Below are 23,257 nucleotides of genomic sequence, written 5' to 3' on the forward strand. Positions count from 1 at the left end.
TGGCGAGCCCCGATGCTCAGCTGGCGCTGCCAATAAGGCCGGCGCGTATCCGGTTGATGGCGGTCAGCAGCGAAAGCGTTGCCATGGCCGGAAACACAAATGGCGCGATGGATGCCGGCCAGAGCCCGGCCGCGCACAGCACCGCGACCACGCCCAGCGCCAGTGCCCTGTCGCTCTTGCCGAACGGCCCGGCATAGTTTCGCCCGACCTTGGCGGCGATGCCGAGCACACCGGCGAACTCGGTCAGGACGGCCGATATCGCGAAGGCGATGACGCCCCATGCGCCAAATTCCGGAAAGACGGCAAAAGGGAGTGTCAGCGCGAGGTCCGAAACGACGTCGCAAAACTCGTTCAGGTACATGCCGAGCGTGGAGGCCTGTCCGTGTTCCCGCGCCAGCATGCCATCCACGGCATTCAGCGCCATGCGCACGAACATCACTGCGGGGACAAGCAACAGTAGCCAGCGCCATTCATGCAAGATCGCGATGGCCATACCGGCCGCGATCGACATCACGGCCGCCAGGATGGTTATGCTGTTTGCGGTGACCCCGATCGCCGCCAGCCGGTTGACCAGCGGCCGCAGCCTTCCCTGGAAAGCCGGCTTGAGAGCGTAAAGCGTCGGCATTTTCGTGATCCCCCGATCCTGACCAACGGCTGTACATCAATATGTCGGACACGACCAGCATGACATGGCGGAGCGGCTATGCCGACTGGCATAGCGACCAGGCGCTCACCAATCGCTAACCATGACTGCACCGCATGGCTGTCGTGCACATTTGCCGGCTTCTTGTGCAACGCGGCATCTTGAATAGTAAGCACGCTTATTATATATCCGGCTCATGGTTTCCAATGGTATCGACAGATTGGGCTTCTTGATCCACGACGTGCAGCGCTTGATGCGCAAGCGCTTCGAGGCGAGGGCCAGTGGCTTGGGGCTTTCTTCGGCGCAATGGCGGCTTCTGGTCCGCGTTGCCAAGGAAGACGGGGTCGCGCAGGCGCGGCTGGCCGAACTTCTCGAAATCGAGCCGATCAGCGTTTCTCGCCTGGTCGATCGCATGGAGGAGGGCGGCTGGATCGAGCGTCGTCCCGACGCTGCCGATCGCCGCGTCCGCATGATCTTCCTGACACCCAAGGCGAGCGAAGCCTACGCCGTGATCAAGAGCATTGCTGGGGAAGTCTATGAGGAATCGCTGGTCGGCGTGAAGCCGGAAGCCCGTCGTGTCCTCATCGAGGGGCTTGAGGCGATGGTCCGGAACCTGACCGACGACGAGACGCCGTCCATTGAAAAAGTAAAGAATACAGAGGGCGCAGCAGCATGAACGCGGTAGCCAAGATAGACGACAAAGTGACCGAGCTGGAAATGGAAGCGCCGGAAAGGCCGGCCGTGGCCGCCCCGGTGACGGTCGCTCCTCCGGTGCAGCCGGCCCCGGCGCCAGTGAAGAAAAAGCGCCGGCTGGTCCGCTTTCTGCTGATGGTCGCGCTGCCCGCCGCACTGGCTGTCGGCGGCGGTTACGTCTGGGTCACCGGCGGCCGCTACCAGGAGACGGAGAACGCCAATCTGCAGCAGGCAAAGGTGTCGATCGCTTCCGACACGGCCGGGCGTATCGTTCAGGTCGACATCTTCGACAACCAACTGGTCAAGCAGGGTGACGTGCTGTTTGCCATCGACCCCGAGCCCTACCGGATCGCGCTGGCCCAGGCCGACGCGGCGGTGGCGGGAGCACGTCTCAATGTCGAGCAGCTGCGCGCCGCCTATGGCCAGTCGATGGCTCAGCAAAAGTCCGATGCCAGTGAAGTTGCCTTCGCCCAGTCGCAGTTCGACCGCGCCGCCGACCTTGCCCAGAAGGGCATCAACGCCAAGTCGTCTCTGGACGAGGCCAAGAACGATCTCGACAAGGCCAGGCAGCAGCTGACGGTCGCCGAGCAAGGCATCATCAGCGCCAAGGCAGCCCTTGGCGGCAATCCCGACATCGAGACCGACAAGCACCCGACCGTGATGGCCGCGCTCGCAGCACGCGACAAGGCGGCCTACGATCTGGCACAGACCACGGTCAAGGCGCCGGCTGACGGTGTCGTCAGCCAGGCCTCGTCGTTCAAGGTCGGTCAGTATGTCGGTTCCGGCACGCCGCTGTTTTCGCTGGTCGAGACCGGCGATACATGGATCGACGCCAATTTCAAGGAAACGCAACTCACCCACATGAAGCCGGGCCAGAAGGCCGAGATCATGGTCGATACCTATCCGGGGCGCACCTTCGAGGCGACGGTCAAGGCGATTGGCGCCGGTACGGGAGCCGAATTCTCGCTGCTGCCCGCCCAGAATGCCACCGGCAACTGGGTCAAGGTCACGCAGCGCATTCCGGTGCGTCTCGAACTGACCGATGCAGACGCCAAGATGGCGTTGCGCACAGGCATGAGCGCCACCGTTACCGTCGACACCGGTGTGGCGCGTGGCCTGCCGTCGATCTTCGGCCACGCCACGGCAGGCGAGGCAGTGCAGTAAAGTCAGCGGAATCCCGCGGGGACCTGCGGGTGGAAGCGAGTAGCAGGATTGGTCTGATGGAGGAGTGGGAAGGATCAGCGTCTGGGCCTGCCGCGTCGTGGCTCGACCGGAATCTGAAATCTTCGGCACGGACCCGTCGGTCCTCATGTTTCCGGGCGGCAGGCATCCGCTCATCAGAGACTTTCGGTCGATGTAACCCCCACATCGATAAATCGCGTCCCACCGCGATGAAGGTCTCTCAACGGAAGGCGTTGCCGCCCGGAAACCCGTTGTACACGTTTTTGTTACCTGCTGGAAGTTCCACGTCATGAGCACGCCCGAACCCTTCAAAGAAGTGCCGCATCGCGGCCTGATCACGGTCGCGCTCATGCTGGCGACGATCATGCAGGCGCTCGACACGACGATCGCCAACGTCGCGCTGCCGACCATGACGGGCGATCTCGGCGCCTCGCCGGACAACATCAATTGGGTGCTGACCTCCTATATCGTTGCCGCCGCCATCATGACGCCGGTCACCGGCTGGCTGGCCGACCGCTTTGGCCGCAAGGAACTGTTCCTGACGGCGGTGGTCGGCTTTACCGTGTTCTCGATGCTGTGCGGCATCGCCTGGAGCCTGGAGACCATGGTGTTCTTCCGGCTGATGCAAGGCGTGTTCGGTGCCGCGATCGTGCCGCTGTCGCAAACCTTCCTGCTCGACATCAATCCCAGGGAACGCCATGGCCAGGCGATGGCCATCTGGGGCGCCGGCATCATGCTGGGGCCGATCCTGGGCCCGACACTCGGTGGCTGGCTGACCGAGAATTTCAACTGGCGCTGGGTGTTCTTCATCAACCTGCCGGTCGGCATCGTCGCCTTTCTCGGCATGGCCGCCTATTTGCCGGCCGTTGCCCGGCGGGTGCGCGGCTTCGATTTCTTCGGCTTCGCCATGATATCGCTCGGCGTCGGCGCACTTCAGCTGCTGCTCGACCGCGGTGGCGAGGTCGACTGGTTTTCCTCGGTCGAGATCTGGATCGAGCTTGGTCTTTCCCTCACCGGTTTCTGGGTGTTCATCATTCACACGATGACGGCGGAACACCCCTTCATCGATCCCAAGATCTTCCTCGACCGCAATTTCGTCACCGGGCTGGCGTTTATCTTCGTCATGGGTGTGCTCATCCTGGCGAGCATGTCGCTGCTGCCGCCAATGCTGTCGACCATATTCGGCTATCCGACCGTCACCATCGGCGTCGTCATGGGACCACGCGGTGTCGGCACCATGATTTCGATGCTCGTCGTCGGGCGGCTCATGAGCAAGATCGACGCCAGGATCCTCGTCGTCATCGGGTTTCTGCTGACCGCGCAGTCGCTCTACACCATGTCCAGCTTCACGCCTCAGATGGACAACTGGCTGATCATCAGCTCCGGCGTGATCCAGGGCCTGGGGATGGGGATGGTGTTCGTGCCGCTGTCGACCGTCGCGTTTGCCACGCTTGACGTGCGATTCCGCACCGATGCCACGGCCTTGTTCAGCCTGGTGCGGAACCTTGGCTCGTCCATCGGCGTGTCGGTGGTGACGGTTCTGATGGTGCGTAACACGCAGGTCAATCACACCGAGCTTTCGGCCTTCATCAACCCGTTCAACCCAAATCTCTGGGCTGTCTCTCCGGCGGCCGCAAGCGGCGATCCAATGGCGCTTTCGCAGGTCGATCGCATGGTCAATCTCCAGGCGATGATGATCTCCTACGTCAACGACTTCAAAATACTCATGGTGATGACGCTGCTTGCCATCCCGTTTGTTTTCCTGCTGCGTAAGCCAAAGCAGGCGCCGGCCGGTGGCGCACCAGCCGCGCATATGGACTAGATGAAGCTTCCGTCAGGTCGTCTTCGCGGTGGCGCGCACAACCGGGACGCCTCCTATTTCCCGAGCACGAGGCTCCAGTAGCGGAGGTTGCTGTCGCTGCCGTCGCGCACATAGGCAAGGCCGAACCGGGTGAAGCGCGGGTCGAGCATGTTGCGGCGATGGCCGGGCGAATGCACCCAGATGTCGAACAGCTTCTGCAGGTCGAAACGGCCCTCGGCGATATTCTCGGCCGCGGCACCCGCAATGCCATTGCCTTTGACGCGCGAGGCGAAATCCTTGCCCCAGCCGGTGGTGTGGCTCATGCGACGGCGCTGCGCCATGTAGCCGGCCTGCTGCAGCGCGGCCTGTTCGAGCTGCCGGTCTGGGACCAGCGCCACAAGCCCGGCCGAGCCGCGGATACTGGCCAGCGTGCCGGTGGCGGATGCGGAAGCCCCGGCGCCTTCGCCGGTCGGCAGCGAAACGGTGCTGCAGGCGGCGAGCCCGGCCAAGGCTGCGAGGCCGGTCAGCAGCATGCGCCTGTTCAGGCCCGGATTCTGGTGGTTTTCGATTTTCGCAATGGTCATGCCCGCCTGAGATAGTGGCGATCATGGCTTTTGCCGGGCAGGGCGGCGAAAATCTCGGTCGAAACGACGATCCTAGGCGGCTGTGTCGAGATTTGCGTCCGAGGTTGGATTACCGCCCATCCGATCGTCTTCCGTATGCACCCACCAGGCGCCGAGCGCATCGATCAGCGGCACAAGCCTGCGGCCCGGCTCGGTAAGATCGTATTCAACGCGCAACGGATAGCCTGAATACACCGTCCGCCGCACGATACCGGCGTCCTCCAGCTTGCGCAGTTCCAGCGTCAGAATGCGGTGCGACACGGTTGGGTTGTTGCGCCTCAGGTCGCTGAACCGCTTGGTCCCGTCCTTCAGATAATAGAGCAGCAAGGTGGGCCAGCGGCCGCTGAGCACGCGCATGGTCTCTTCGATAGGGCAGCGTGAGACGACGTCTTTCATGGGCGGTCCCTGGTTACAGAATTGTGCGTAATTTACATGGGGCGACCAGCGTTTAGGGTCAAGTTTCGCTGCGCGGCGTGATCCCTTCAATCACGGAAGAAAACAAATGGAACCTATCCTCCTTTATGGCTTCCCGGCGGGAAGCTCGATGGGACTCGTCGCTGCCTTTGAACGCGTCGGGCATCCCTATCGCCTGTGCCGTGTCGATATGCTCTCCGAGATGAAGAACGACGCCTACGCCAGCATCAACGGCCGTCAGGAAACACCGGTTTTGATCACCGACGAAGGCGCGGTGCTGACCGAGACCATGGCCATCGCCGCGTGGCTCGAAGCCCGCGACACGCAACGTCGCATCAGCTTCGAACCGCGCACGCCGCAGGCCGACCGCATGCATCAGTTGATGGCCTTCGTGAACACCGGGTTCACCGCCGCTTTCAGCCCGCTCTGGGTAGCATTGGAAATGGCCGCGGATGAACCGGCGCTCAAGGCGACCTTGCGCGACTTCGGCCGCAAGGCCGTCGCCGAACGTCACGACCGCCTTGAAGCGATGATCGCCGATACCGACTTTCTGGTCGGCGATCGACTGACGCTGGCGGACACCACCCTGATCGGTGTGGCCCGCTGGGCGGAGTTCCACCAGGCCGTCGACGGCGCTGCCTATCCCAAATTGGCCGCATTGCGCCGCCGCATCGAGGCTGAAGCCGCTGTCCGGTACGCCATGGCTGTAGAGGATGGCAAAAAGCCTGCCGGGTCGGGCGCCTGTCTCGGCCATGTCCCGCTCGCCGAGGTGATCGAGCGCTTCGCCGCCCCGGCGTAACCATGGCGATGCGCATTTTCACCCGAATATGAGAGCTACTCATCTGCCGGAGTGCGGTAGCCGCACTCCGGAATTGTTGAACGCGCCGACACCAAGGCGACAGCTAGGGTCGATGGAGCGGTGCCGCGCCAGTCGACGGGGGGCGTCTCATTTCATGAGAGTGATCATCCGGCCGGCAAACATTGCGCGGTTTCCAAGCGCTGCCGAGCAGTCCGACTCGACGGATGAGTTTCCGGTCATCTGCACCGTGTTGCCGACAAGCCTGAGACAGTCGCCCTGGCCGCTCATATCGGAGTTGCCGGCGTAGGAAATGGGCGCGTCCGGCGCGTAGATGAAGCCGCTGACCAGGGAATTTGCGCCGCCATTCAACGTCAAGGCGGACGTATTGCCGTGATCCTGGAAAATCGTGATGCCGGCATAAGGGCCGCTAGTGGGCGGGGAAAGGTTCACCTTCTCATTGGCATTTATGTAGATCTGCGCGCTTTCCATGAGGAATATGGTCACGCCCTGACCAGTCAGGCTGCCGTTTCCCCCGGGCTTGATAGTGGTGCCGCGCATGATGTAGACGCCCGGATTGAGCGTGATGTTTCCCGACAGTGTCTTGTCGCAATACGTGCCGGGCGACAGCGTGTAGGTTTTGCCGTTCGGGACCGGCAAACACAATGTGTAGGGGGGAGGAATGACGTCGGCCAGTGGATCAAAAGACGCGTATTGATTTTCGTGCGGCGTTCCGCAGGCGAGGCTGGCGCTGGGCGGCAAAAGCCCGCTGGTGCCGCCCACGGTTGAGACACAGCCCGCTGAAACCAGCGCGGAACCGCCCCTATTGACGGCATCGGATGCGTCCGAGTTCGCCGCGATCACGCAACTGTCCATCGAGACATTGGTCGAGCCCTGCAGGTTGACAGCGGCGGACGCATGCGGATCGAGTGCCAGCACGCAGGCTTGCGCGCCAGGCTTTATCTTGACCGAGGCCGAGCGGTGGGCCTGCCAGGGGGCCGAGTCGCTGATGAAGCTTGGGCGGCTTATGCTGGACGACAGCGAGATAAAGTAGGCGCTTGGGCTGCCGCTTGCAGTTGCCGCGAACGCGGAGATGCTGCCCAAATATTCCTGCTGGTCGGCCGCGCTCATATTTGCGGCGAAGAATTGCAGCCCAAGCTGCTGAACATCGCCAGCCGCCATTTCGGGAGAGAACTTCGTGCCGATGGCGAGCCCCGCCGCGTCCAGCGAGTTCTGTAGTTGCGAGGCGTCATGGCTCGTGCCGACCAGATCAATGGCGCCAGCCAAACCAATCATTATCGGCAGCATCGCTATGGCGGTCGTTATGGCAAAGTTGCCACGCTCCGAAGACCAGAAGCCTTTCAATGCCGACATCGCCCCTCGCCAAAACTTGTAAAGCTGAGGTGATACGCCAGGGGTCTCTATGAGCCATTTAAGTAAATGCTAAAATGCGTAAATGCTAAAATGCTGCACAATGGTTGGCCAAGACGAAAGCTTGCCAAGGCACGGCCATACGAGTGGCGACACGGAGAGATGAGCACAACGAGGCTCCCAGGCCATTGACGCGGCGACAATCGCCGCCAAATCTGTTATCGTGTTCTTGAAGTGGCAGCTGCGGGCGGCCATCCAGGCGGTGACCGCCCCGACGTACGGGAGGAAGGCTATGGCCGGCTTTCATGTCATGGCGGACGCACGTGGAATGCATGTGCGGCCAACAGTGCGCCGCATCACCACGTCGCAGCTTTGGGATGCGCTGCGTCTCGGCTTCGAGGATTTCTGGGCAAAACCGTCGCACTACGTGTTCCTGTGTCTGATCTATCCAATTGTCGGCCTGATCCTGACGCGGTGGACGTCGTCTGGCGCCAATGCCATCCAGCTTATCTATCCCTTGATGTCGGGGTTCGCACTTGTCGGCCCGTTCGCCGCGCTCGGTCTGTACGAGATCAGCCGCCGGCGCGAGCTCGGCATGAACACCTCCTGGTGGCATGCCCTTGACGTGCGCCACTCGCCGGCGATTCCGTCGATTGCGGTGATCGGCATCATGCTGGTGGTACTGTTCCTGTTGTGGCTGTACACCGCGCAGTCGATCTATATCGGCCTGTTCGGCGATCAAGCACCGGCATCGATCGGCGGTTTTTTCCGCGAGGTGCTCACGACCAGCAAGGGCTGGATGCTGATCCTTGCCGGCAACGCCGCCGGCTTCGTCTTCGCCGTGGTCGTGCTGGCGACGACGGTTGTTGCCTTCCCGCTGCTACTCGATCGCGATGTCGGCGCCGTCTCGGCGATCGAGACTTCGGCGCGTGCCGTGATGGCCAATCCGCTGCAGATGGCGCTGTGGGGCCTGACGGTCGCCGTGCTTCTGGTGATCGGCTCCATCCCGCTGTTTGCCGGACTGGCCGTAGTCATGCCGATCCTTGGTCATGCCACCTGGCACCTCTACCGCAAGGTGGTCGAGCCGGAACGGGCGGAGCAGACAAGGCGGCCGATGTAGGCAAGCCGCCTCGTTGCCGATGAGCACCCCCGGAGCGCCTGACAAAGAGCGCCTGACAGACCCCGATATGTTTGGTTTTGTCAGGTGATCTCGATGGCCAACTGACTGAGATCGACCCATGGCGCGCAAACTGCGGGGATTGCTCAGAAAACTTGTTTGGCTGGCCTGCTTTAGCATTGCTGGCTATCTCAATGCCGCCCCGGCAAGCGCTGACCAGCCGGTGCAATTTGAAAGCGCAACTTTGAAGCCAACGCCGTTTCAGGAGCGCAATGCGCAACAAAACGGGCAATTGATCAAAGCTGTTTCCGGCACACCATTGAACGGGTATCTAACGCGACCGCTGGGTGAGGGGCCGTTTCCTGCGGTCGTACTTCTCCATGGGTGTGCGGGTGTGCTCTCGAATGACAAGCAAACCTGGCCCGAGCGGCTGTCCTCCTGGGGTTATGTCGTCCTCGTTGTCGACAGTTTCAGCACGCGCGGCATTCACGAGACGTGTGATCGGAGCCTGCTTGCTGATCGGGTCTATGACGCCTACGGCGCCTTGGAGTTCCTATCGAAATACAGTTTCGTCGACCCGCAGCGCATAGCGTTGATGGGGTTCTCCGCCGGCGGGATCGCAACACTCGAGGCCGTGCAGCTTGGTGGCGCTGAGCGGCTTATGGGGCGCAAGTTCAAGGCAGCGATTGCCTACTATCCGCGATGTTCGCTAGCGAATGGCGACATGGCGGTCCCGACCTTGGTTCTGGCCGGTGAACTTGACGATTTTAGCCCGGCCCAAAAATGCCGGGAGATGATGAAGCAGCGCAGCGGCAAGGGAAGCTACGTGCAGCTCAACGTCTACTCAGGTGCTCGTCATGCATTTGACGCTCCGGAATTCAAGAACGGTATCGAGGCCTACGGTCACCGGGTAGAGTACAATGCAGCTGCGGCCGATCAATCGACAAGCGATGTCCGTGCGTTTCTGAAAGAAGTCTTCGGCGGCTGACAGCCGGCGACCACCGTTTTGCCCTGTCGCTCTCAGCGCTGCGCGTCGGTTGCCATCTTCAGCGCGAGCGCCGCCAGCACGGTGCCCATCATCCAGCGCTGGATGACCAGCCACAATGGCCGTCCGGCGAGGAAGGTGGCGATCGAGCCGGCCGTCACCGCGATGATGGCATTGACGCTGAGGCTGATTGTGATCTGCGTGGCGCCCAGCACCAGAAGCTGCGACAGGACATGGCCTTTGCCCAGGCTGATGAACTGCGGCAGCAGCGACAGATAGAGCACGGCCACCTTCGGATTGAGCAGATTGGTCATCAGGCCCATGGCGAACAGCTTGCGCGGCCGGTCCCTCGGCAGTTCGCGCACCTGGAACGGCGAACGCCCGCCCGGCTTCACCGCCTGCCAGGCCAGCCACAGGAGATAGAGCACACCGGCAAAGCGCAGCGCATCATAGGCATAGGGCACGGCGAGCAGCAGTGCGGTGATGCCGAAGGCCGCAGCCAGCACGTAGAAGAGAAAGCCGAGCGCCACGCCACCGAGCGAGATCAGCCCGGCCTTCGGTCCTTGCGACAGGGATCGCGAGATCAGATAGATCATGTTGGGGCCTGGCGTCAGCACCATGCCGAGGCAGACCAGGGCGAAGGCGAGATGATTGGCGGTTTCGGGCATCGGTTCGTTCCCCAGCGCGCCGCGAATGGATGCACGATCCCGCGAGCGGCCAACATGTGCCTGTCCCGGCAGGCGCGCGCAAGAGCATGGCGGCGCCAGCCGTTGCGCCAGCTGGCTGCCAATGCATGTCGCCCAAAAGCGGCCCCGGTTTTGGGCGACATGCATAAAACAAAAACCTAAAGCGCGTCGCCTGAATCCGTTCAAACGCGACGCGCTTTAGTGCCTTTGGATCAGCCGACGACGCGCAGGTTCGACAATTCGTTGCCGATTTCCTTGAAATCGTTCGACAAGGTGGCGCCGGTCGCATTCCAGAACAGTTTGGCCGGCTTGCTGGGGTCCGTCGGATCCTTGCGGAAGCGTGAGTCCGACGAGCACGATTTCAAAGCATCGATCGCCTGCTTGTCGGCCGTCTTGGTCGTGGACAGGTCGAGCGCCACCGTCATCACCATGATGTTGGCTGCCTTGGCGTTGTTGCAAAGCGTCGCCATCTGCTCGTTGAGCGCGCTCGTATAATTGCCGTTCGAATAATCGAGCTGGCCAATGGTGCTCGATGTGCCCATGAACAGGCGACCGACCGAAGTGCCGTTGTAGCCGGGGTTGAGATAGCCGTAGGACGAATAGGTCGACTTCGAATCAGCGGGGTCTGAATAGCCCAGCGACGAAGGCGTGTAATAGGTGTTGGCACCGTCCGTCAGCACGATCACGACCTTGTCGTTGCCTCTTTCTGTTTCGGGGCGTCCTTGCGTGAACGGCTGGCCGCTCGAAACGACCCGCCAGCCCCAGGCCATGCCCTCGGGAACATTGGTGCCGCCACTCGGCTTCATCAGGTCGATTGCGGCCTTGATCGCGGTGAGCCCATCGGCGACGCTGACGTCCGTAAGCGACGTGATCGGGTTGGTGGAGCAGCTGTAGTTTGGGCCGTTGCCGGCCGGCAACGCCGGCGCGTTGATCGGCCGCGGCTGAAAATATTTGGCCATATTGCGCAGCCGGGATTGGCCGGTGGTGCTCGATGGGTCGTCGTTCCACCAACTGTTCACGGCACCGTCGGTTTCCGGCTCGGCCTCGTCAGGGTCCTGAGTGATCTTCCAATGATTGCCGGGCTCATCCGGGGCAAACATCGGCACGAACATCGTCGCCGGATCGCCGATACCTATGCCGGTATTCGCCGAGCCGCCGGAAGGCGCGACGTCGTTGACATTGTAGGGATAGGGGCGGGCCTCGACGCAACCTTGCCAGCTGGCGAACGGACCGTAGGTATCGACATAGTCATATTCATCGTGGCTGTCGCTGCAGGTGTTGTTCGAGTTGTAGTCGTCGCAAACCACGCGCTTGCTGTTGATGACGCGCTCATGGTTGGTGACGACCTTCATGTCGCGGTAGAGCGAAAACCGGGTCAGCATCTGACCTTCCTCGGCACCCCATCCGGAACCGCGCTTGTACCAGATGCCATTGGTCTTTTGGGCGTATTTGACGGCCGTGTTCAGCGTCGACCAGTCGAAATTCTCGTTCGATACCGGCGACAGGCCCTCTGTGTCCATCCAGGATGCATTGCCGTTGCCGGGTCCGACATTGACCGAGGCGGCAAACGGTACGAGGCCGAACTGCACCGGCTTGTCGACCTGCTTGATCATCGCCGCCTGCTGGGCCAACGTGTCGACCAGCTGTTTGGCCGCAGTCTTGAGAAGGTCGATGCGCTTTTGCCCCGAGCCCGTTCCCGGCGTGGTCATCGACCCGGAATTGTCGAGCACCAGGGCGACTTCCAGAGTGTTCTTCAGCCGCACCTCCGAAGTGACGTTGAAGCTGATCTTCTGGCTCGCGTCGGTTACGGATTTGCCGATCATCTGGCCGAAGACCGGATAAAAATAAGGCTTGTAGTCAAGCCGCGCGCTCATCTTGAGCAAGCCTCCGCCGGTGGTGTTGCTTGGCAAGGTGACGCTCAGCGTCGTGTTGGCGGGATCGATCTTGTTGAGGTTGGCGTTGAAGAAGTCGAGCGCATAGGCTCTCAACTGGTCGTCGGTAGCACCTTCCGTCAGCCGGCGCGCCGTGGCGAAGTTGGCGGCATCGAGCGCATTCGACACCATCTGTTTTTCGCGGCTCATCTCGGTGAAATCGACCGCCATCGCCAGGCCGCCCATCAGCGGAACCATGGCAACGACCGTCATAAGAGCATAGTTGCCGCGTCTGTCGCGGCAGAACTGACGCCAAAGTTCATGCATGTCTGCAGCGGCCCCCGCCGGCGGATTCTCGATTGGCGCCAGTTTTTCCACAAAACGCTGAAGGCGGCGTTTGGGAAATCGCTCGATTGCCGGGCCGGCGCTTCATCAACCGCTAACCAACCGGCACTGGAGCGTTACGGATGGGGAAGTGCCGCGCTATGCGGTTGCCTGGCGAAAGCTGGTGACAGGCCGGGGCGGTTCGGCTAATCCGAACCGGCTGCGGCGAACCGTCGGCCGTAGTGCTCGCAATGATCATGACTGAAGGAAACGGCATGGCGGATTCGCCTGAAATCATCGGCTCGCTCGAAGACGTGTCGAAGGCCTATTCGGCAATCCTTTGCGATGTCTGGGGCGTGGTCCACAATGGCGAAAGGCATTTCCCCGTGGCGGCCTCGGCGCTTGCGAGGGCTCGCGAGGCGGAGATCCCCGTCGTCCTGATCACCAATTCGCCGCGCAGAAGTGCCGATGTCGTGGCGCAGATGAACGCGATCGGTGTTCCACCCTCAGCCTACGACCGGGTGGTCACGTCAGGCGACGTGACCCGGGATTTGATCGCCGAAGGCCCGCGCAAGATTTTCCATATCGGCGCTGACCGTGACTTCACGCTCTACGAAGGTCTCGACGTCGAGCTTGTCGAGGAGTTCGAGGCGTCCGGCGTCGTCTGCACCGGTCTGTTCGATGACGAGGTCGAGAAGCCCGAGGATTACGCCGAGCTTCTGCGGCGGCTGCGCGCCAGGAACCTGCCTTTCATCTGTGCAAATCCGGATATCGTCGTCGAGCGCGGCGAACGCATCATCTGGTGTGCCGGCGCGCTGGCACGCGACTATGCCCAGCTCGGCGGTCGCACATTGATCGCCGGAAAACCTTACGCGCCGGTCTACACCGTCGCGATGAAGGAAATTGCGGAGCTTCTCGGCCGGCCGGTCGAGCGCGGCCAGGTGTTGGCCATCGGCGACGGCATGATGACGGATGTGAAGGGCGCCGCCGACAACGGCTTCGATGTTCTCTATGTCTCCGGCGGTATTCATGCCCGCGACTATGGCGATGCATTGCAACCGGATCCGGCAAGGCTGGCGGCCTTCCTGGAAAAGCACGGTTATCGTCCGGTGGCCGTCATTCCCAGACTGCGGTAGATGATGATGACAGCCTTCCAGCACGTTCTGGCAACCGCGCCGCTGCCCGCCGATCTGCGCGGCGGCGTGGTGGCGATCGGCAATTTCGATGGTGTCCATCGTGGCCATCAGGCGGTGCTCGAGCGGGCCTTGACTGAAGCCGGGCGGCGCGGGGTGCTGGCCCTGGTGCTGACATTCGAACCGCATCCGCGCAAGATCTTCAGGCCTGATATACCGTTGTTCGTGCTGACGCCGCCGCCGATGAAAGCGCGGCTCCTGTCGCTGCTGGGTTTTGCCGCACTCGTCGAACAGCCGTTCACGCGCGACTTCGCCTCGCTGTCGGCGGAAGCATTCGTGACCGATGTGCTGGATAAGAACCTTGGCATTACCCATGCCGTGACCGGGTTCGATTTCCATTTCGGCAAGGATCGCCAAGGCGGTCCAGCCTACCTGATGACAGCCGGCGAGCGTCACGGCTTCGGCGTCACGCTCGTCGACGCCTTCCGTGACGAGGGCGCGGAGGTCATCTCATCCAGCCGCATCCGCGGATTGCTGAGCGAGGGCGAGGTGGCCGAGGCCGCCGGACTGCTCGGCTATCGCTTCACCGTCGAAAGCGAGGTGGTCGGCGGCCAGCAGCTCGGCCGCACGCTTGGCTTTCCGACCGCGAATATGAGGCTTTCAGCCGAAGCCGCTCTGAAGGAGGGCATCTATGCCGTCCGCTTTCGCCGCGCCGACGGCACACTTCACGACGGCGTCGCCAGCTTCGGCCGCCGCCCGACTGTCGACGACAATGGCGCGCCGCTGCTGGAAACCTTCGTCTTCGATTTCTCCGGCGACCTCTATGGCGAGATCTGCCAGGTTTCCTTCTTCGGTTTCCTGCGCCCGGAGGTGAAGTTCGAAGGGCTCGATGCGCTGGTCGCGCAGATGAAGCGCGATGAAGCCGAGGCGCGCGCGCTGCTTGCCGGCGTCAAGCCGCTCTCCGATCTCGACGCCGCTATGGCTTTTTGAAGCATGATCCCGAAAAGTGGGAACCGGTTTTCGGACTAGATCATGTGCAAACGGAATACTACTTTTTCAGCGCCAAACCAACGGCGATGAAGGTCCAGCCCTGAAAGATCAGGTCGATCGCCAGGAACAGCCCGAGCACCCACAGGCTGTTGACCGGCCAGCCCATGGCGATGACCAGGCCGGCAAGCGCACTGATGACACCGGCCGCGACGATCCAGCCCCAGCCGCGCTGCGGCCGGTGGCTGTAGCCGACCCAGGCGCGGAGCACGCCTGACGCGACCAGCGCGATCGCCAGCAGGAACGTCAGTACCGCTGAGGCAAGCAGCGGATTGTCGAAAGCGAAGAAGCCGGCGACGGCGTAGAGCAGTCCGCTGAGCAGCCAGTAGAAGAAGCGGCCCCACGTCTTGACGCCGAACGCATGCACGATCTCGATTACGCCGGCCATCAGCATCAGCCATCCCACGACATAGACCGAAGCCACCGTGGCGATGAACAGATTGCCGAAGGCAATGCCGCCGAAAATGAGCAGCAGGACGCCGAGCGCGACAAACCACCCCCATTTTGTCCGTGTCTGTTCGATCGCGATTTTCAAGGCGTCGCCATGCAGGGTCATTGTCGCGGTCTCCATCGAGGGCTGCGGAATACTGCCGGATGGAAGTTAGTCCCGGCGCTGGCCAACGTCCAGTTGATGACCGGCACTGGGGGATCGAGCAAACCGCGATCAGATGTCTCTGGTTTAAATCAAATTTTACCAAACGGCCGTCAAAGCTGTCATCGGTAACCGTGTGCATTGTGTTAGTGGAGTGGCCATGAGTCCGGTCGGAAAAATCTCTCTGGTGCTGGCCGCTATGCTGCTGGGTAGCGCGGGCGCTGCTAAGGCGGGCGAGGGCAGCTGGCTGTCCGGCGACTGGTATCTGACCGTTGGCGCCACCGGCATGGTGGCGCCGAATTTCGAGGGCGGCAAGAAGTACCTGCTCAGCGCCTCACCGATCATCTCGCTGGGCAAGGCCGGACCCGCGGCACGCTTCACTTCGCGCAACGACAACATCTCGTTGGCGCTGGTCGACGATGGCGGTGTCCGTGCCGGCGTGACCGGCAAGCTCCTGTTTTCCCGTGACGATGACAACGCCGATGAACTGAAGGGCCTCGATCCGGTGCGCTGGGGCGGCGAAGTCGGCGGCTTCTTCGAATTCTATCCGACGGATTGGCTGCGCGCCCGCGCCGAGCTTCGCCACGGCATCCGTGCCCACAACGGCTTTGTCGCCGACATCGCTGCTGACGCCTTCTACGATGTGACGCCAACCGTGCGGATTTCGGGCGGGCCGCGCGTGTCGTTCGCCTCGGCCAAATATTTCGACGCCTATTATGGCGTCAATGCGCAGGAAGCCGTGGCTTCGGGCTTGAGCGAATATCATCCCGGTGGCGGCCTGAAATCGACAGGCCTCGGCGGCGCCATAACCTGGAAGGTGACCGAGCCGATGACCGCCAGCCTGTTTGGCGAATATTCCCGTCTGATGGGACCGGCGGCCGATTCCAGCCTGGTCAGGCAACGCGGCGACCGCAATCAGTTCATGGTCGGCGTCTCGACTACCTATCGCTTCGATTTCACGATGTAAGAGGCCGTTGGAAACTCTATTCTGGCGGCCATGTGATGGCGTTTTCTGCGCTTCCGGTGCTCACCGACCTAAATGTCCGCTGCGCTCCGGTTCTCGAAACCACCACCACATGACTCGCCAGAGCGATTTTCGAAACGGTCTCTAAGTGAATCGAACGAGACGCTTTATTCCTGCGCTCATCTCCGCTAAAAGCCGGGGCATGACGAGCTTTTCGCGCCTTTGCAGGCTGACGATACGAATTATAAGCCCGGTGTTCCGGGCGGCCTGACGGTCGCCGGAGCCGCCGGGAATGTTGCGCGCGGCCTCTCGCGCTTTTTCCAGATCATAAGGCATGTCGCCCAAAAGTGGCCCCGGTTTTGGGAAAACGACATGCGCAAGAAGTAAAGTTCAACGCCCGAGCTCCTTTGCGGCCGGGCAATGCACATGGCAGACCAATGACCGATTCCCTGATGACCGACACCAAAGAAACGATCGACTATTCCAAGACGCTTTACCTGCCGCAGACGGATTTTCCGATGCGCGCCGGCTTGCCGGAGAAGGAGCCGCTGCTGGTCCAGCGCTGGCAGGACATGGACCTCTACGCCAAGCTGCGCGAAAGTGCTGCCGGCCGCACGAAATACGTGCTGCATGACGGCCCGCCCTACGCCAACGGCAACATCCATATCGGCCATGCGCTGAACAAGATCCTCAAGGACGTCATCACCCGCTCGTTCCAGATGCGCGGCTATGACTCGAACTATGTGCCGGGCTGGGACTGCCATGGCCTGCCGATCGAATGGAAGATCGAGGAGCAGTATCGCGCCAAGGGCAAGAACAAGGACGAGGTGCCGGTCAACGAATTCCGCAAGGAATGCCGTGAATTTGCAGCGCACTGGATCACGGTGCAGGGTGGTGAGTTCCAGCGGCTCGGCGTCATCGGCGACTTCAAGAATCCCTATACGACGATGGCTTTCCACGCCGAGGCGCGCATCGCCGGCGAGCTGTTGAAATTCGCCATGTCGGGCCAGCTCTACCGCGGCTCCAAGCCGGTGATGTGGAGCGTGGTCGAGCGCACGGCGCTGGCCGAGGCCGAGGTCGAGTACCAGGACTACGAGTCCGACACGATCTGGGCGAAGTTTCCGGTCGCCAGCCTGGTCCGTGCCATCGACGATGGTGAGACCAAACTGACGGAGGGAGCCCTCGACCTGCTGCAGGCCCATGTCGTCATCTGGACGACGACGCCCTGGACCATCCCCGGCAATCGCGCCGTCAATTACTCGCCGCGCATCAATTATGGCCTCTACGAGGTCGCGGCGGCCGAGAACGCGTTCGGCCCGCAGCCGGGCGAAAAGCTGATCTTTGCCGACGCACTGGCCGAAGACGCCTCGGCCAAGGCCAAGGTCACCTTGAATCGTCTCCGCAGCGTTTCGGCGCAAGAGCTTGGAAGCCTTACGCTTTCACATCCGTTCAAGGGCTTTGGTGGCGGTTACGAATTTGCCGTTCCGATGCTCGCCGGCGACCACGTCACCGACGATGCCGGCACCGGCTTCGTCCACACCGCGCCCGGCCACGGCCGCGAGGACTTTGACGCCTGGATGGATGCGGCGACGGATCTGCGCGCACGCGGCATCGATAGCGCCATCCCGTTCACCGTCGACGATGGCGGCTTCTTCACCAAGGACGCGCCGGGTTTCGGACCGGACCGCGAGGGTGGACCGGCGCGTGTCATCGACGACAACGGCAAGAAGGGCAACGCCAACCAGGCCGTCATCGACGAGCTGATCAAGCGCAACGCGCTGTTTGCGCGCGGCCGGCTGAAACACTCCTATCCGCATTCCTGGCGGTCGAAGAAGCCGATCATCTTCCGCAACACGCCGCAATGGTTCGTCTACATGGACAAGGACCTCGGCGACGGCTCGACGCTGCGCAGCCGCGCGCTGAAGGCGATCGATGACACCCGTTTCGTGCCCGCCGCCGGCCAGAACCGCATTCGCGCCATGATCGAGGAGCGTCCCGACTGGGTGCTGTCGCGTCAGCGCGCCTGGGGCGTGCCGATCGCCGTCTTCGCCGATGCCGACGGCAATGTGCTGAAGGACGAGGCGGTCAACCAGCGCATCACGGACGCCTTCGAACAGGAGGGCGCTGACGCCTGGTTCGCCGCCGGCGCCAAGGAGCGTTTCCTCGGCAATCACGATGCGTCGAAATGGAAGCAGGTGATGGACATCCTCGACGTCTGGTTCGATTCGGGCTCGACGCACGCCTTCACGCTGGAGGATCGTCCTGACCTGAAATGGCCAGCCGACGTCTATCTCGAAGGCTCCGATCAGCATCGCGGCTGGTTCCATTCCTCGCTGCTGGAAAGCTGCGGCACCAGGGGCAGGGCGCCCTACGACACCGTCGTCACCCATGGCTTCACCATGGATGAGGATGGTCGCAAGATGTCGAAATCGCTCGGCAACACCGTCGTGCCGCAGGACGTCATCAAGCAGTCGGGCGCCGACATCCTGCGTCTGTGGGTCGTGACGACCGATTACTGGGAGGATCAGCGGCTCGGCAAGAATGTGCTGCAGACCAATATCGACGCCTACCGCAAGCTGCGCAACACCATCCGCTGGATGCTGGGCACGCTCGCCCATGACGATGGCGAGGAGGTGCCGCTGGAGAAAATGCCGGAGCTGGAGCGGCTGATGCTGCACCGGCTGGCCGAGCTGGATGAGGTCGTGCGCTCGGGCTATGACGCTTTCGAGTTCAAGCGCATCACCCGCATGCTGCTCGATTTCATGGTGGTCGAGCTGTCGGCCTTCTATTTCGACATCCGCAAGGACGCGCTCTATTGCGACGCGCCGTCGAGCGTGAAGCGCAAGGCTTCGGTGCAAGTGGTGCGCCATCTCTTCGACTGTCTGGTGAAATGGCTGGCGCCAATGCTGCCCTTCACCATGGAGGAGGCCTGGCTCGACCGTCGTCCGGACGCCGTCTCGGTGCATCTCGACCAGTTTCCGCAAATCCCGGCGGACTGGAAGAACGAGGCGATGGCCGAAAAGTGGCGCAAGGTGCGGCAGGTGCGACGCGTCGTCACCGGCGCGCTGGAGATTGCGCGCGCCCAGAAGGTGATCGGGTCGTCGCTGGAAGCGGTGCCGGTCGTCACCATCAACGACGCGGCACTCGAAGCGGCGATATCGGATGTCGACATGGCCGAAATGGCGATCACCAGCGATCTGGTGATTGCTCATGGGCAAGCGCCCGCGGGTGCCTTCACGCTTGACGACGTCAGGGGTGTCGCCGTGGTGGTCGAAAAGGCCGAGGATCGCAGCCTGGTGAAATGCGCACGCTCCTGGCGCTACACCGCCGATGTCGGCGAGGATCCGGAATTCCCGGATGTTTCGGCGCGCGATGCGGCGGTGCTGCACGAATTGAAGGCGCTCGGCCGGCTTTAACGGGCCGTCCAGCCAGCCGGATCGGTGCACAAATGCCACGTCGGGCGGGCGAAAACCGCCCGCGCGTTGCCCTTAACGAGTGGTTGAGGTAAACACGCGAAACTCCGGAAGACAAATTGTCGCCGGATTTCCGTCGCAAGTGCTTGGACGATGGGGACCGGCCATAAGGCCGGTGGCAATCGAGAGGCTGTCTAGAGTGGGACTTTTTGGCATGACCGAGAGATATAATGCGCGCCTGGCGCTGTTGGCGCCGCTTGTCGCATCGGGCCTGGCTTTGTCCGGCTGCATGGGCTCTCCGACCTATGGCACCGACAAGACCGCCGGCGAACAGCTGGCCGGCGATATTTCGGGCGCGTTTTCGTTCGCGCCGAAGCGCAAGGAACAGATCGATTACAAGCCGCGTCCGACGCTGGTGAAGCCGGCGCCAGGCCAGAAGGAAGCGCTGCCGGCGCCGCAGGACAGCATCGAGACGGCGAGCGCCGAATGGCCTGAATCGCCCGAGCAGCGCCGCGCCCGCCTGCGCGCCGACGCCACCGCCCATCAGAACGACCCGGCTTACCAGTCGGATATCGTCGACGACGTGCAGACCGATCCGGCCTCGGTGAAGAAGGCAATGGCGGAATCAGGCTCGAGCCACCCGCCGGCGTGGAGCCCCGCCGATTCCGACAAGGGCCGCGCTGCCGAGATCCAGCGCCGCCTTGCCGACAGCAAGCAAGGCGACCCGAACACCCGCAAATATCTGAGCGAACCGCCGGTGCAGTATCGTGTCGCAGCCGGCACGGCGCCGCAGAACGAGCTTGGCGAGGACGAGTACAGGAAGGAACGCCGTCTCAAGAAAGAGGCGGAAGGCAAGAAGGGCAGCGGCTGGTTCGACTGGCTGCCGTCGCTCTAAAAACGTCTGCGTTTCGTTACTTTTGTGCTGACGGGCCTTGCGTCCGGTCAGCCGCGCCGTTCCAGGAAAAATCCTTTGAGCAACAGGGCCGCCTCGGTCTCGCCCATGCCCGGATAGATGTCGGGCGTGTGGTGGCAGGTTGGCGAGGCGAAGAAGCGCACGCCATTGACCACCGCGCCGCCCTTGTCGTCAGCGGCGCCGAAATAGAGCCGGCGCAGCCGGGCGAAGGAAATGGCGCCGGCGCACATGGCGCAAGGCTCCAGCGTCACATAGAGATCGTGCCCGGTCAGCCGCTCGGCTGACAGTTTACGGCAGGCTTCGCGGATGACCAGCATCTCGGCATGCGCGGTCGGGTCGGCAAGTTCGCGTGTGCGGTTGCCGGCACTGGCAACGACCGTGCCGCCGCTGGCGATGACGGCGCCGACCGGCACTTCGCCGCGCAAGGCTGCCGCTTCGGCCTCTTTCAGCGCCATCGCCATGAAATCGGGTCGCTTCACGCGGTTTCCATTCCGATTATCTCCTCGCCACCCCAGGGCTTTTCGTTTGTCTGCCGGAAAAACCGGTCTCCACTTTTCCCTGACAAACTCTGATGATCCTGTTATTGAGCGCATCAACCCGAAAATCGGACTCGATTTTCGGAAATGATCATGCGCCAAATCAAAGTGCTACTGCGTTCGTTGCGCGCCCGAAAGGATGCGCCACGCTGTAGCAGCGCAAACGGACAAAGGCCACATGGACGACAACGACAAGAAATTCCGACCCAAGAAGGGTCCGGCAAGGAGCGGCCCGAAAGCGGCGGGACCGCGCAGCCGTGATGGCGCCGCCGGCAAGGGCGGCAAGCCGTCCTTTGGCGCCAAGAAACCTTACGCACCGCGCGGCGATCGCCCGATGGCCGCCGATGGCGAGCGGCCGAAGCGCGATTTCAAGGGCGGCGACAAGCCATTCAGTAAAGGCCCGCGTTCCGAAGGCAAGCCTTTTGAGAAGCGTGAGGGGCCACGCAAGCCCTACGCACCGCGCGGCGACCGGCCGATGGCGGCTGCGGGCGAACGGCCGAAGCGCGACTACAAGCCGCGCGAAGCCGGTGAGGGTGGCGCCCCGCGCGCCGAAAGACCATTCCACAAAGGCCCGCGCCCGGAGGGCAAGCCGTATGAAAAGCGCGAAGGACCGCGCAAGCCCTATGCGCCGCGCGGCGATCGTCCGTTTGCCGCAGCGGAGGGCGGAGAAAAGCGTTTCGACCGTCCCAAGCGTGATTTCGGCGATCGCCCCAAGCGGGACTTTGGTGATCGGCCGCAAGATGCATCGGGTGCCGGCTTCAGGTCACGCCCGCGTTCCGCGGAAGCGACGGAAGAGGCAGGCGAACGCATCGCCAAGCGGCTGGCGCGCGCCGGTCTGGCCTCGCGCCGCGATGCCGAGGAGCTGATCGCCGCCGGTCGCGTCAAGGTCAATGGCCGCGCCCTGACCTCGCCGGCCTTCAATGTCATGCCTGATGACATCATCCATCTCGACGGTATGGAAATCCCGCCGATCGAGCGCACCCGGCTGTTCCTGTTCCACAAGCCGGCCGGCGTCGTCACCACCAACCGCGATCCCGAGGGCCGCAAGACCGTCTTCGACGTGCTGCCGGCCGAACTGCCGCGGCTGATGACCATCGGCCGCCTCGACATCAACACCGAAGGCCTGCTGCTGCTCACCAATGATGGCGGCCTGTCGCGCGTGCTCGAACTGCCGGCAACCGGCTGGCTGCGCCGCTACCGCGTGCGCGTCCACGGCAAGGTCGAGGAGAGCGCGCTTGCCGGTCTGCGTGAAGGCATTGCCGTCGACGGCGTGTTTTACGGCGCCATCGAAGCGACGCTCGACCGTGAGCAAGGCACCAATGCCTGGCTGACCATCGGCTTGCGCGAGGGCAAGAACCGCGAGGTCAGGAACATCCTGGGTTCGCTCGGCCTCGATGTGACGCGGCTGATCCGCATCTCTTACGGTCCGTTCCAGCTCGATGACCTCGCCGAGGGCCATGTGCTGGAGATCAAGGGCCGGGTGCTGCGCGACCAGCTTGGCGAGCGCCTGGTCGAGGAATCCGGCGCCAATTTCGACGCCGAGGTCAACAAGCCGTTTTCCAACAAGCCGGTGCGGCGTACTGAAGTTCGCGAGCCGGAGCCGGAACGGCCGAAATTCACCCGTGACGGCGAGCGCCGTCCGATCGGCGAGGGCGGGCTGATCAAGAACCGCAAACGCCGCGAAGGCAGCCGCGACGAGGCGCTGGGCAAATTGTCGACCAGTCCCGACAGAAGCGCAGGGGCCGAGAAGAGCTTCGGCGAACGCGGCCCGCGTCCCGAACGCAGCTTTGGCGACAAACCCCGCGGCGGCTTTGGCGACAAACCGCGCGGCGGTTTCGGCGACAAGCCTCGTGGCAGTTTTGGCGGCAAGCCCGGCGGTGGCAAGAAATCCGAGCGCGAGCAGCGGCCGATCGAGCCGCCCGGCCAGCGCAAGGCCAATGTCTGGATGGCGCCTGGCGCGCGACCGATCGGCAAGGGCAGGGCTGAGGCTGATGCCGCCAAGGCGGCTGACGCCAAGGCGCGCAAGGCATCGTTCAAGCCGTCTTATGGCAAACCGGCCGGTGCAAAACCGTTCGGCAAGCCGCGTGGCGAGCCGGGCGGCGGCGAGCGGCCGCGCGGCGGCCCGAAGGGTCCCAGGACGAAATGAGACCCGG

21 protein-coding genes are annotated in these 23,257 nt (G+C 62.7%); 12 read left to right on the forward strand and 9 right to left on the reverse strand.

The window, feature by feature from the left end; all coding sequences use genetic code 11:
- Positions 1-16: 16 nt before the first annotated feature.
- Positions 17-625, reverse strand: a complete 609-nt coding sequence (locus tag NKI73_RS24065; RefSeq protein WP_023762285.1) for a CDP-alcohol phosphatidyltransferase family protein — start codon at positions 623-625, stop codon at positions 17-19.
- Between the two features lie 214 nt (positions 626-839).
- Between NKI73_RS24065 and NKI73_RS24070 the strand changes: the two genes are divergently transcribed.
- The 3 genes from NKI73_RS24070 to NKI73_RS24080 all read left to right on the forward strand — a co-directional run bounded on the left by NKI73_RS24070 (position 840) and on the right by NKI73_RS24080 (position 4,340).
- Entirely contained in the window at positions 840-1,319 is a 480-nt protein-coding gene (locus tag NKI73_RS24070; RefSeq protein ID WP_352633270.1) for a MarR family winged helix-turn-helix transcriptional regulator, read from the forward strand.
- Positions 1,316-2,500 (forward strand): HlyD family secretion protein, encoded by a 1,185-nt coding sequence (locus tag NKI73_RS24075; protein ID WP_352633271.1) that lies wholly within the window; start codon positions 1,316-1,318, stop codon positions 2,498-2,500. The genes NKI73_RS24070 and NKI73_RS24075 overlap by 4 nt, the downstream gene beginning before the upstream one ends.
- A 307-nt stretch (positions 2,501-2,807) precedes the next feature.
- Positions 2,808-4,340, forward strand: coding sequence for a DHA2 family efflux MFS transporter permease subunit (locus NKI73_RS24080; protein WP_352633272.1), 1,533 nt, complete (start codon positions 2,808-2,810; stop codon positions 4,338-4,340).
- 53 nt (positions 4,341-4,393) lie between these two features.
- Here NKI73_RS24080 and NKI73_RS24085 read toward each other — a convergent pair whose 3' ends face one another.
- Positions 4,394-4,903, reverse strand: a complete 510-nt coding sequence (locus NKI73_RS24085) for a CAP domain-containing protein (protein ID WP_352633273.1) — start codon at positions 4,901-4,903, stop codon at positions 4,394-4,396.
- A 72-nt stretch (positions 4,904-4,975) separates the two neighbouring features.
- Positions 4,976-5,338: a winged helix-turn-helix transcriptional regulator gene (locus NKI73_RS24090; RefSeq protein WP_352633274.1), complete on the reverse strand. Its 363-nt coding sequence runs from the start codon at positions 5,336-5,338 to the stop codon at positions 4,976-4,978.
- Between the two features lie 106 nt (positions 5,339-5,444).
- Here NKI73_RS24090 and NKI73_RS24095 point away from each other — a divergent pair, with 106 nt between their 5' ends.
- Complete coding sequence (locus NKI73_RS24095) at positions 5,445-6,155, forward strand: glutathione S-transferase family protein (RefSeq protein ID WP_352633275.1); 711 nt, start codon at positions 5,445-5,447, stop codon at positions 6,153-6,155.
- 147 nt (positions 6,156-6,302) lie between these two features.
- On the opposite strand, the gene NKI73_RS24100 is transcribed toward NKI73_RS24095, so the two are convergent.
- Positions 6,303-7,526, reverse strand: coding sequence for a TadE/TadG family type IV pilus assembly protein (locus NKI73_RS24100; RefSeq protein ID WP_352633276.1), 1,224 nt, complete (start codon positions 7,524-7,526; stop codon positions 6,303-6,305).
- A gap of 289 nt (positions 7,527-7,815) precedes the next feature.
- Between NKI73_RS24100 and NKI73_RS24105 the strand changes: the two genes are divergently transcribed.
- Together NKI73_RS24105 and NKI73_RS24110 are read left to right on the forward strand one after the other, a co-directional pair.
- The gene (locus NKI73_RS24105; RefSeq protein ID WP_352633277.1) at positions 7,816-8,643 is read left to right on the forward strand and encodes a DUF2189 domain-containing protein; all 828 of its coding nucleotides are present in this window, start codon (positions 7,816-7,818) and stop codon (positions 8,641-8,643) included.
- Between the two features lie 118 nt (positions 8,644-8,761).
- Entirely contained in the window at positions 8,762-9,628 is an 867-nt protein-coding gene (locus NKI73_RS24110) for a dienelactone hydrolase family protein (RefSeq protein WP_352633278.1), read from the forward strand.
- A gap of 32 nt (positions 9,629-9,660) precedes the next feature.
- Here NKI73_RS24110 and NKI73_RS24115 read toward each other — a convergent pair whose 3' ends face one another.
- The gene (locus NKI73_RS24115) at positions 9,661-10,293 is read right to left on the reverse strand and encodes a LysE family translocator (RefSeq protein ID WP_352633279.1); all 633 of its coding nucleotides are present in this window, start codon (positions 10,291-10,293) and stop codon (positions 9,661-9,663) included.
- A 230-nt stretch (positions 10,294-10,523) separates the two neighbouring features.
- Positions 10,524-12,509, reverse strand: a complete 1,986-nt coding sequence (locus NKI73_RS24120) for a pilus assembly protein TadG-related protein (RefSeq protein ID WP_352633280.1) — start codon at positions 12,507-12,509, stop codon at positions 10,524-10,526.
- Positions 12,510-12,781: 272 nt separating this feature from the next.
- Here NKI73_RS24120 and NKI73_RS24125 point away from each other — a divergent pair, with 272 nt between their 5' ends.
- Together NKI73_RS24125 and NKI73_RS24130 are read left to right on the forward strand one after the other, a co-directional pair.
- Positions 12,782-13,642, forward strand: coding sequence for a TIGR01459 family HAD-type hydrolase (locus NKI73_RS24125; RefSeq protein ID WP_352633281.1), 861 nt, complete (start codon positions 12,782-12,784; stop codon positions 13,640-13,642).
- Positions 13,643-13,648: 6 nt separating this feature from the next.
- The gene (locus tag NKI73_RS24130) at positions 13,649-14,629 is read left to right on the forward strand and encodes a bifunctional riboflavin kinase/FAD synthetase (protein WP_352633325.1); all 981 of its coding nucleotides are present in this window, start codon (positions 13,649-13,651) and stop codon (positions 14,627-14,629) included.
- A gap of 58 nt (positions 14,630-14,687) precedes the next feature.
- Here the strand turns inward: NKI73_RS24130 and NKI73_RS24135 are convergent, their stop codons facing one another.
- Positions 14,688-15,242, reverse strand: a complete 555-nt coding sequence (locus tag NKI73_RS24135) for an HdeD family acid-resistance protein (protein WP_352633282.1) — start codon at positions 15,240-15,242, stop codon at positions 14,688-14,690.
- Positions 15,243-15,438: 196 nt separating this feature from the next.
- Between NKI73_RS24135 and NKI73_RS24140 the strand changes: the two genes are divergently transcribed.
- Positions 15,439-16,245 carry a MipA/OmpV family protein gene (locus NKI73_RS24140; protein ID WP_352633283.1) on the forward strand — a complete coding sequence of 269 codons (807 nt, stop codon included), beginning with the start codon at positions 15,439-15,441 and terminating at the stop codon, positions 16,243-16,245.
- A 141-nt stretch (positions 16,246-16,386) separates the two neighbouring features.
- Here the strand turns inward: NKI73_RS24140 and NKI73_RS24145 are convergent, their stop codons facing one another.
- Complete coding sequence (locus NKI73_RS24145) at positions 16,387-16,587, reverse strand: hypothetical protein (protein ID WP_352633284.1); 201 nt, start codon at positions 16,585-16,587, stop codon at positions 16,387-16,389.
- A 107-nt stretch (positions 16,588-16,694) separates the two neighbouring features.
- Between NKI73_RS24145 and ileS the strand changes: the two genes are divergently transcribed.
- Entirely contained in the window at positions 16,695-19,658 is a 2,964-nt protein-coding gene (gene ileS, locus NKI73_RS24150; protein WP_352633285.1) for an isoleucine--tRNA ligase, read from the forward strand.
- A gap of 211 nt (positions 19,659-19,869) precedes the next feature.
- Positions 19,870-20,550: a hypothetical protein gene (locus NKI73_RS24155; protein ID WP_352633286.1), complete on the forward strand. Its 681-nt coding sequence runs from the start codon at positions 19,870-19,872 to the stop codon at positions 20,548-20,550.
- A gap of 47 nt (positions 20,551-20,597) precedes the next feature.
- Here NKI73_RS24155 and NKI73_RS24160 read toward each other — a convergent pair whose 3' ends face one another.
- The gene (locus tag NKI73_RS24160; protein ID WP_352633287.1) at positions 20,598-21,047 is read right to left on the reverse strand and encodes a nucleoside deaminase; all 450 of its coding nucleotides are present in this window, start codon (positions 21,045-21,047) and stop codon (positions 20,598-20,600) included.
- A gap of 235 nt (positions 21,048-21,282) precedes the next feature.
- Here NKI73_RS24160 and NKI73_RS24165 point away from each other — a divergent pair, with 235 nt between their 5' ends.
- Positions 21,283-23,250 carry a pseudouridine synthase gene (locus NKI73_RS24165; RefSeq protein ID WP_352633288.1) on the forward strand — a complete coding sequence of 656 codons (1,968 nt, stop codon included), beginning with the start codon at positions 21,283-21,285 and terminating at the stop codon, positions 23,248-23,250.
- Positions 23,251-23,257 lie beyond the last annotated feature (7 nt).

It is taken from the genome of Mesorhizobium sp. M0496 (assembly GCF_040321205.1).
Classification (GTDB): Bacteria; Pseudomonadota; Alphaproteobacteria; order Rhizobiales; family Rhizobiaceae; genus Mesorhizobium.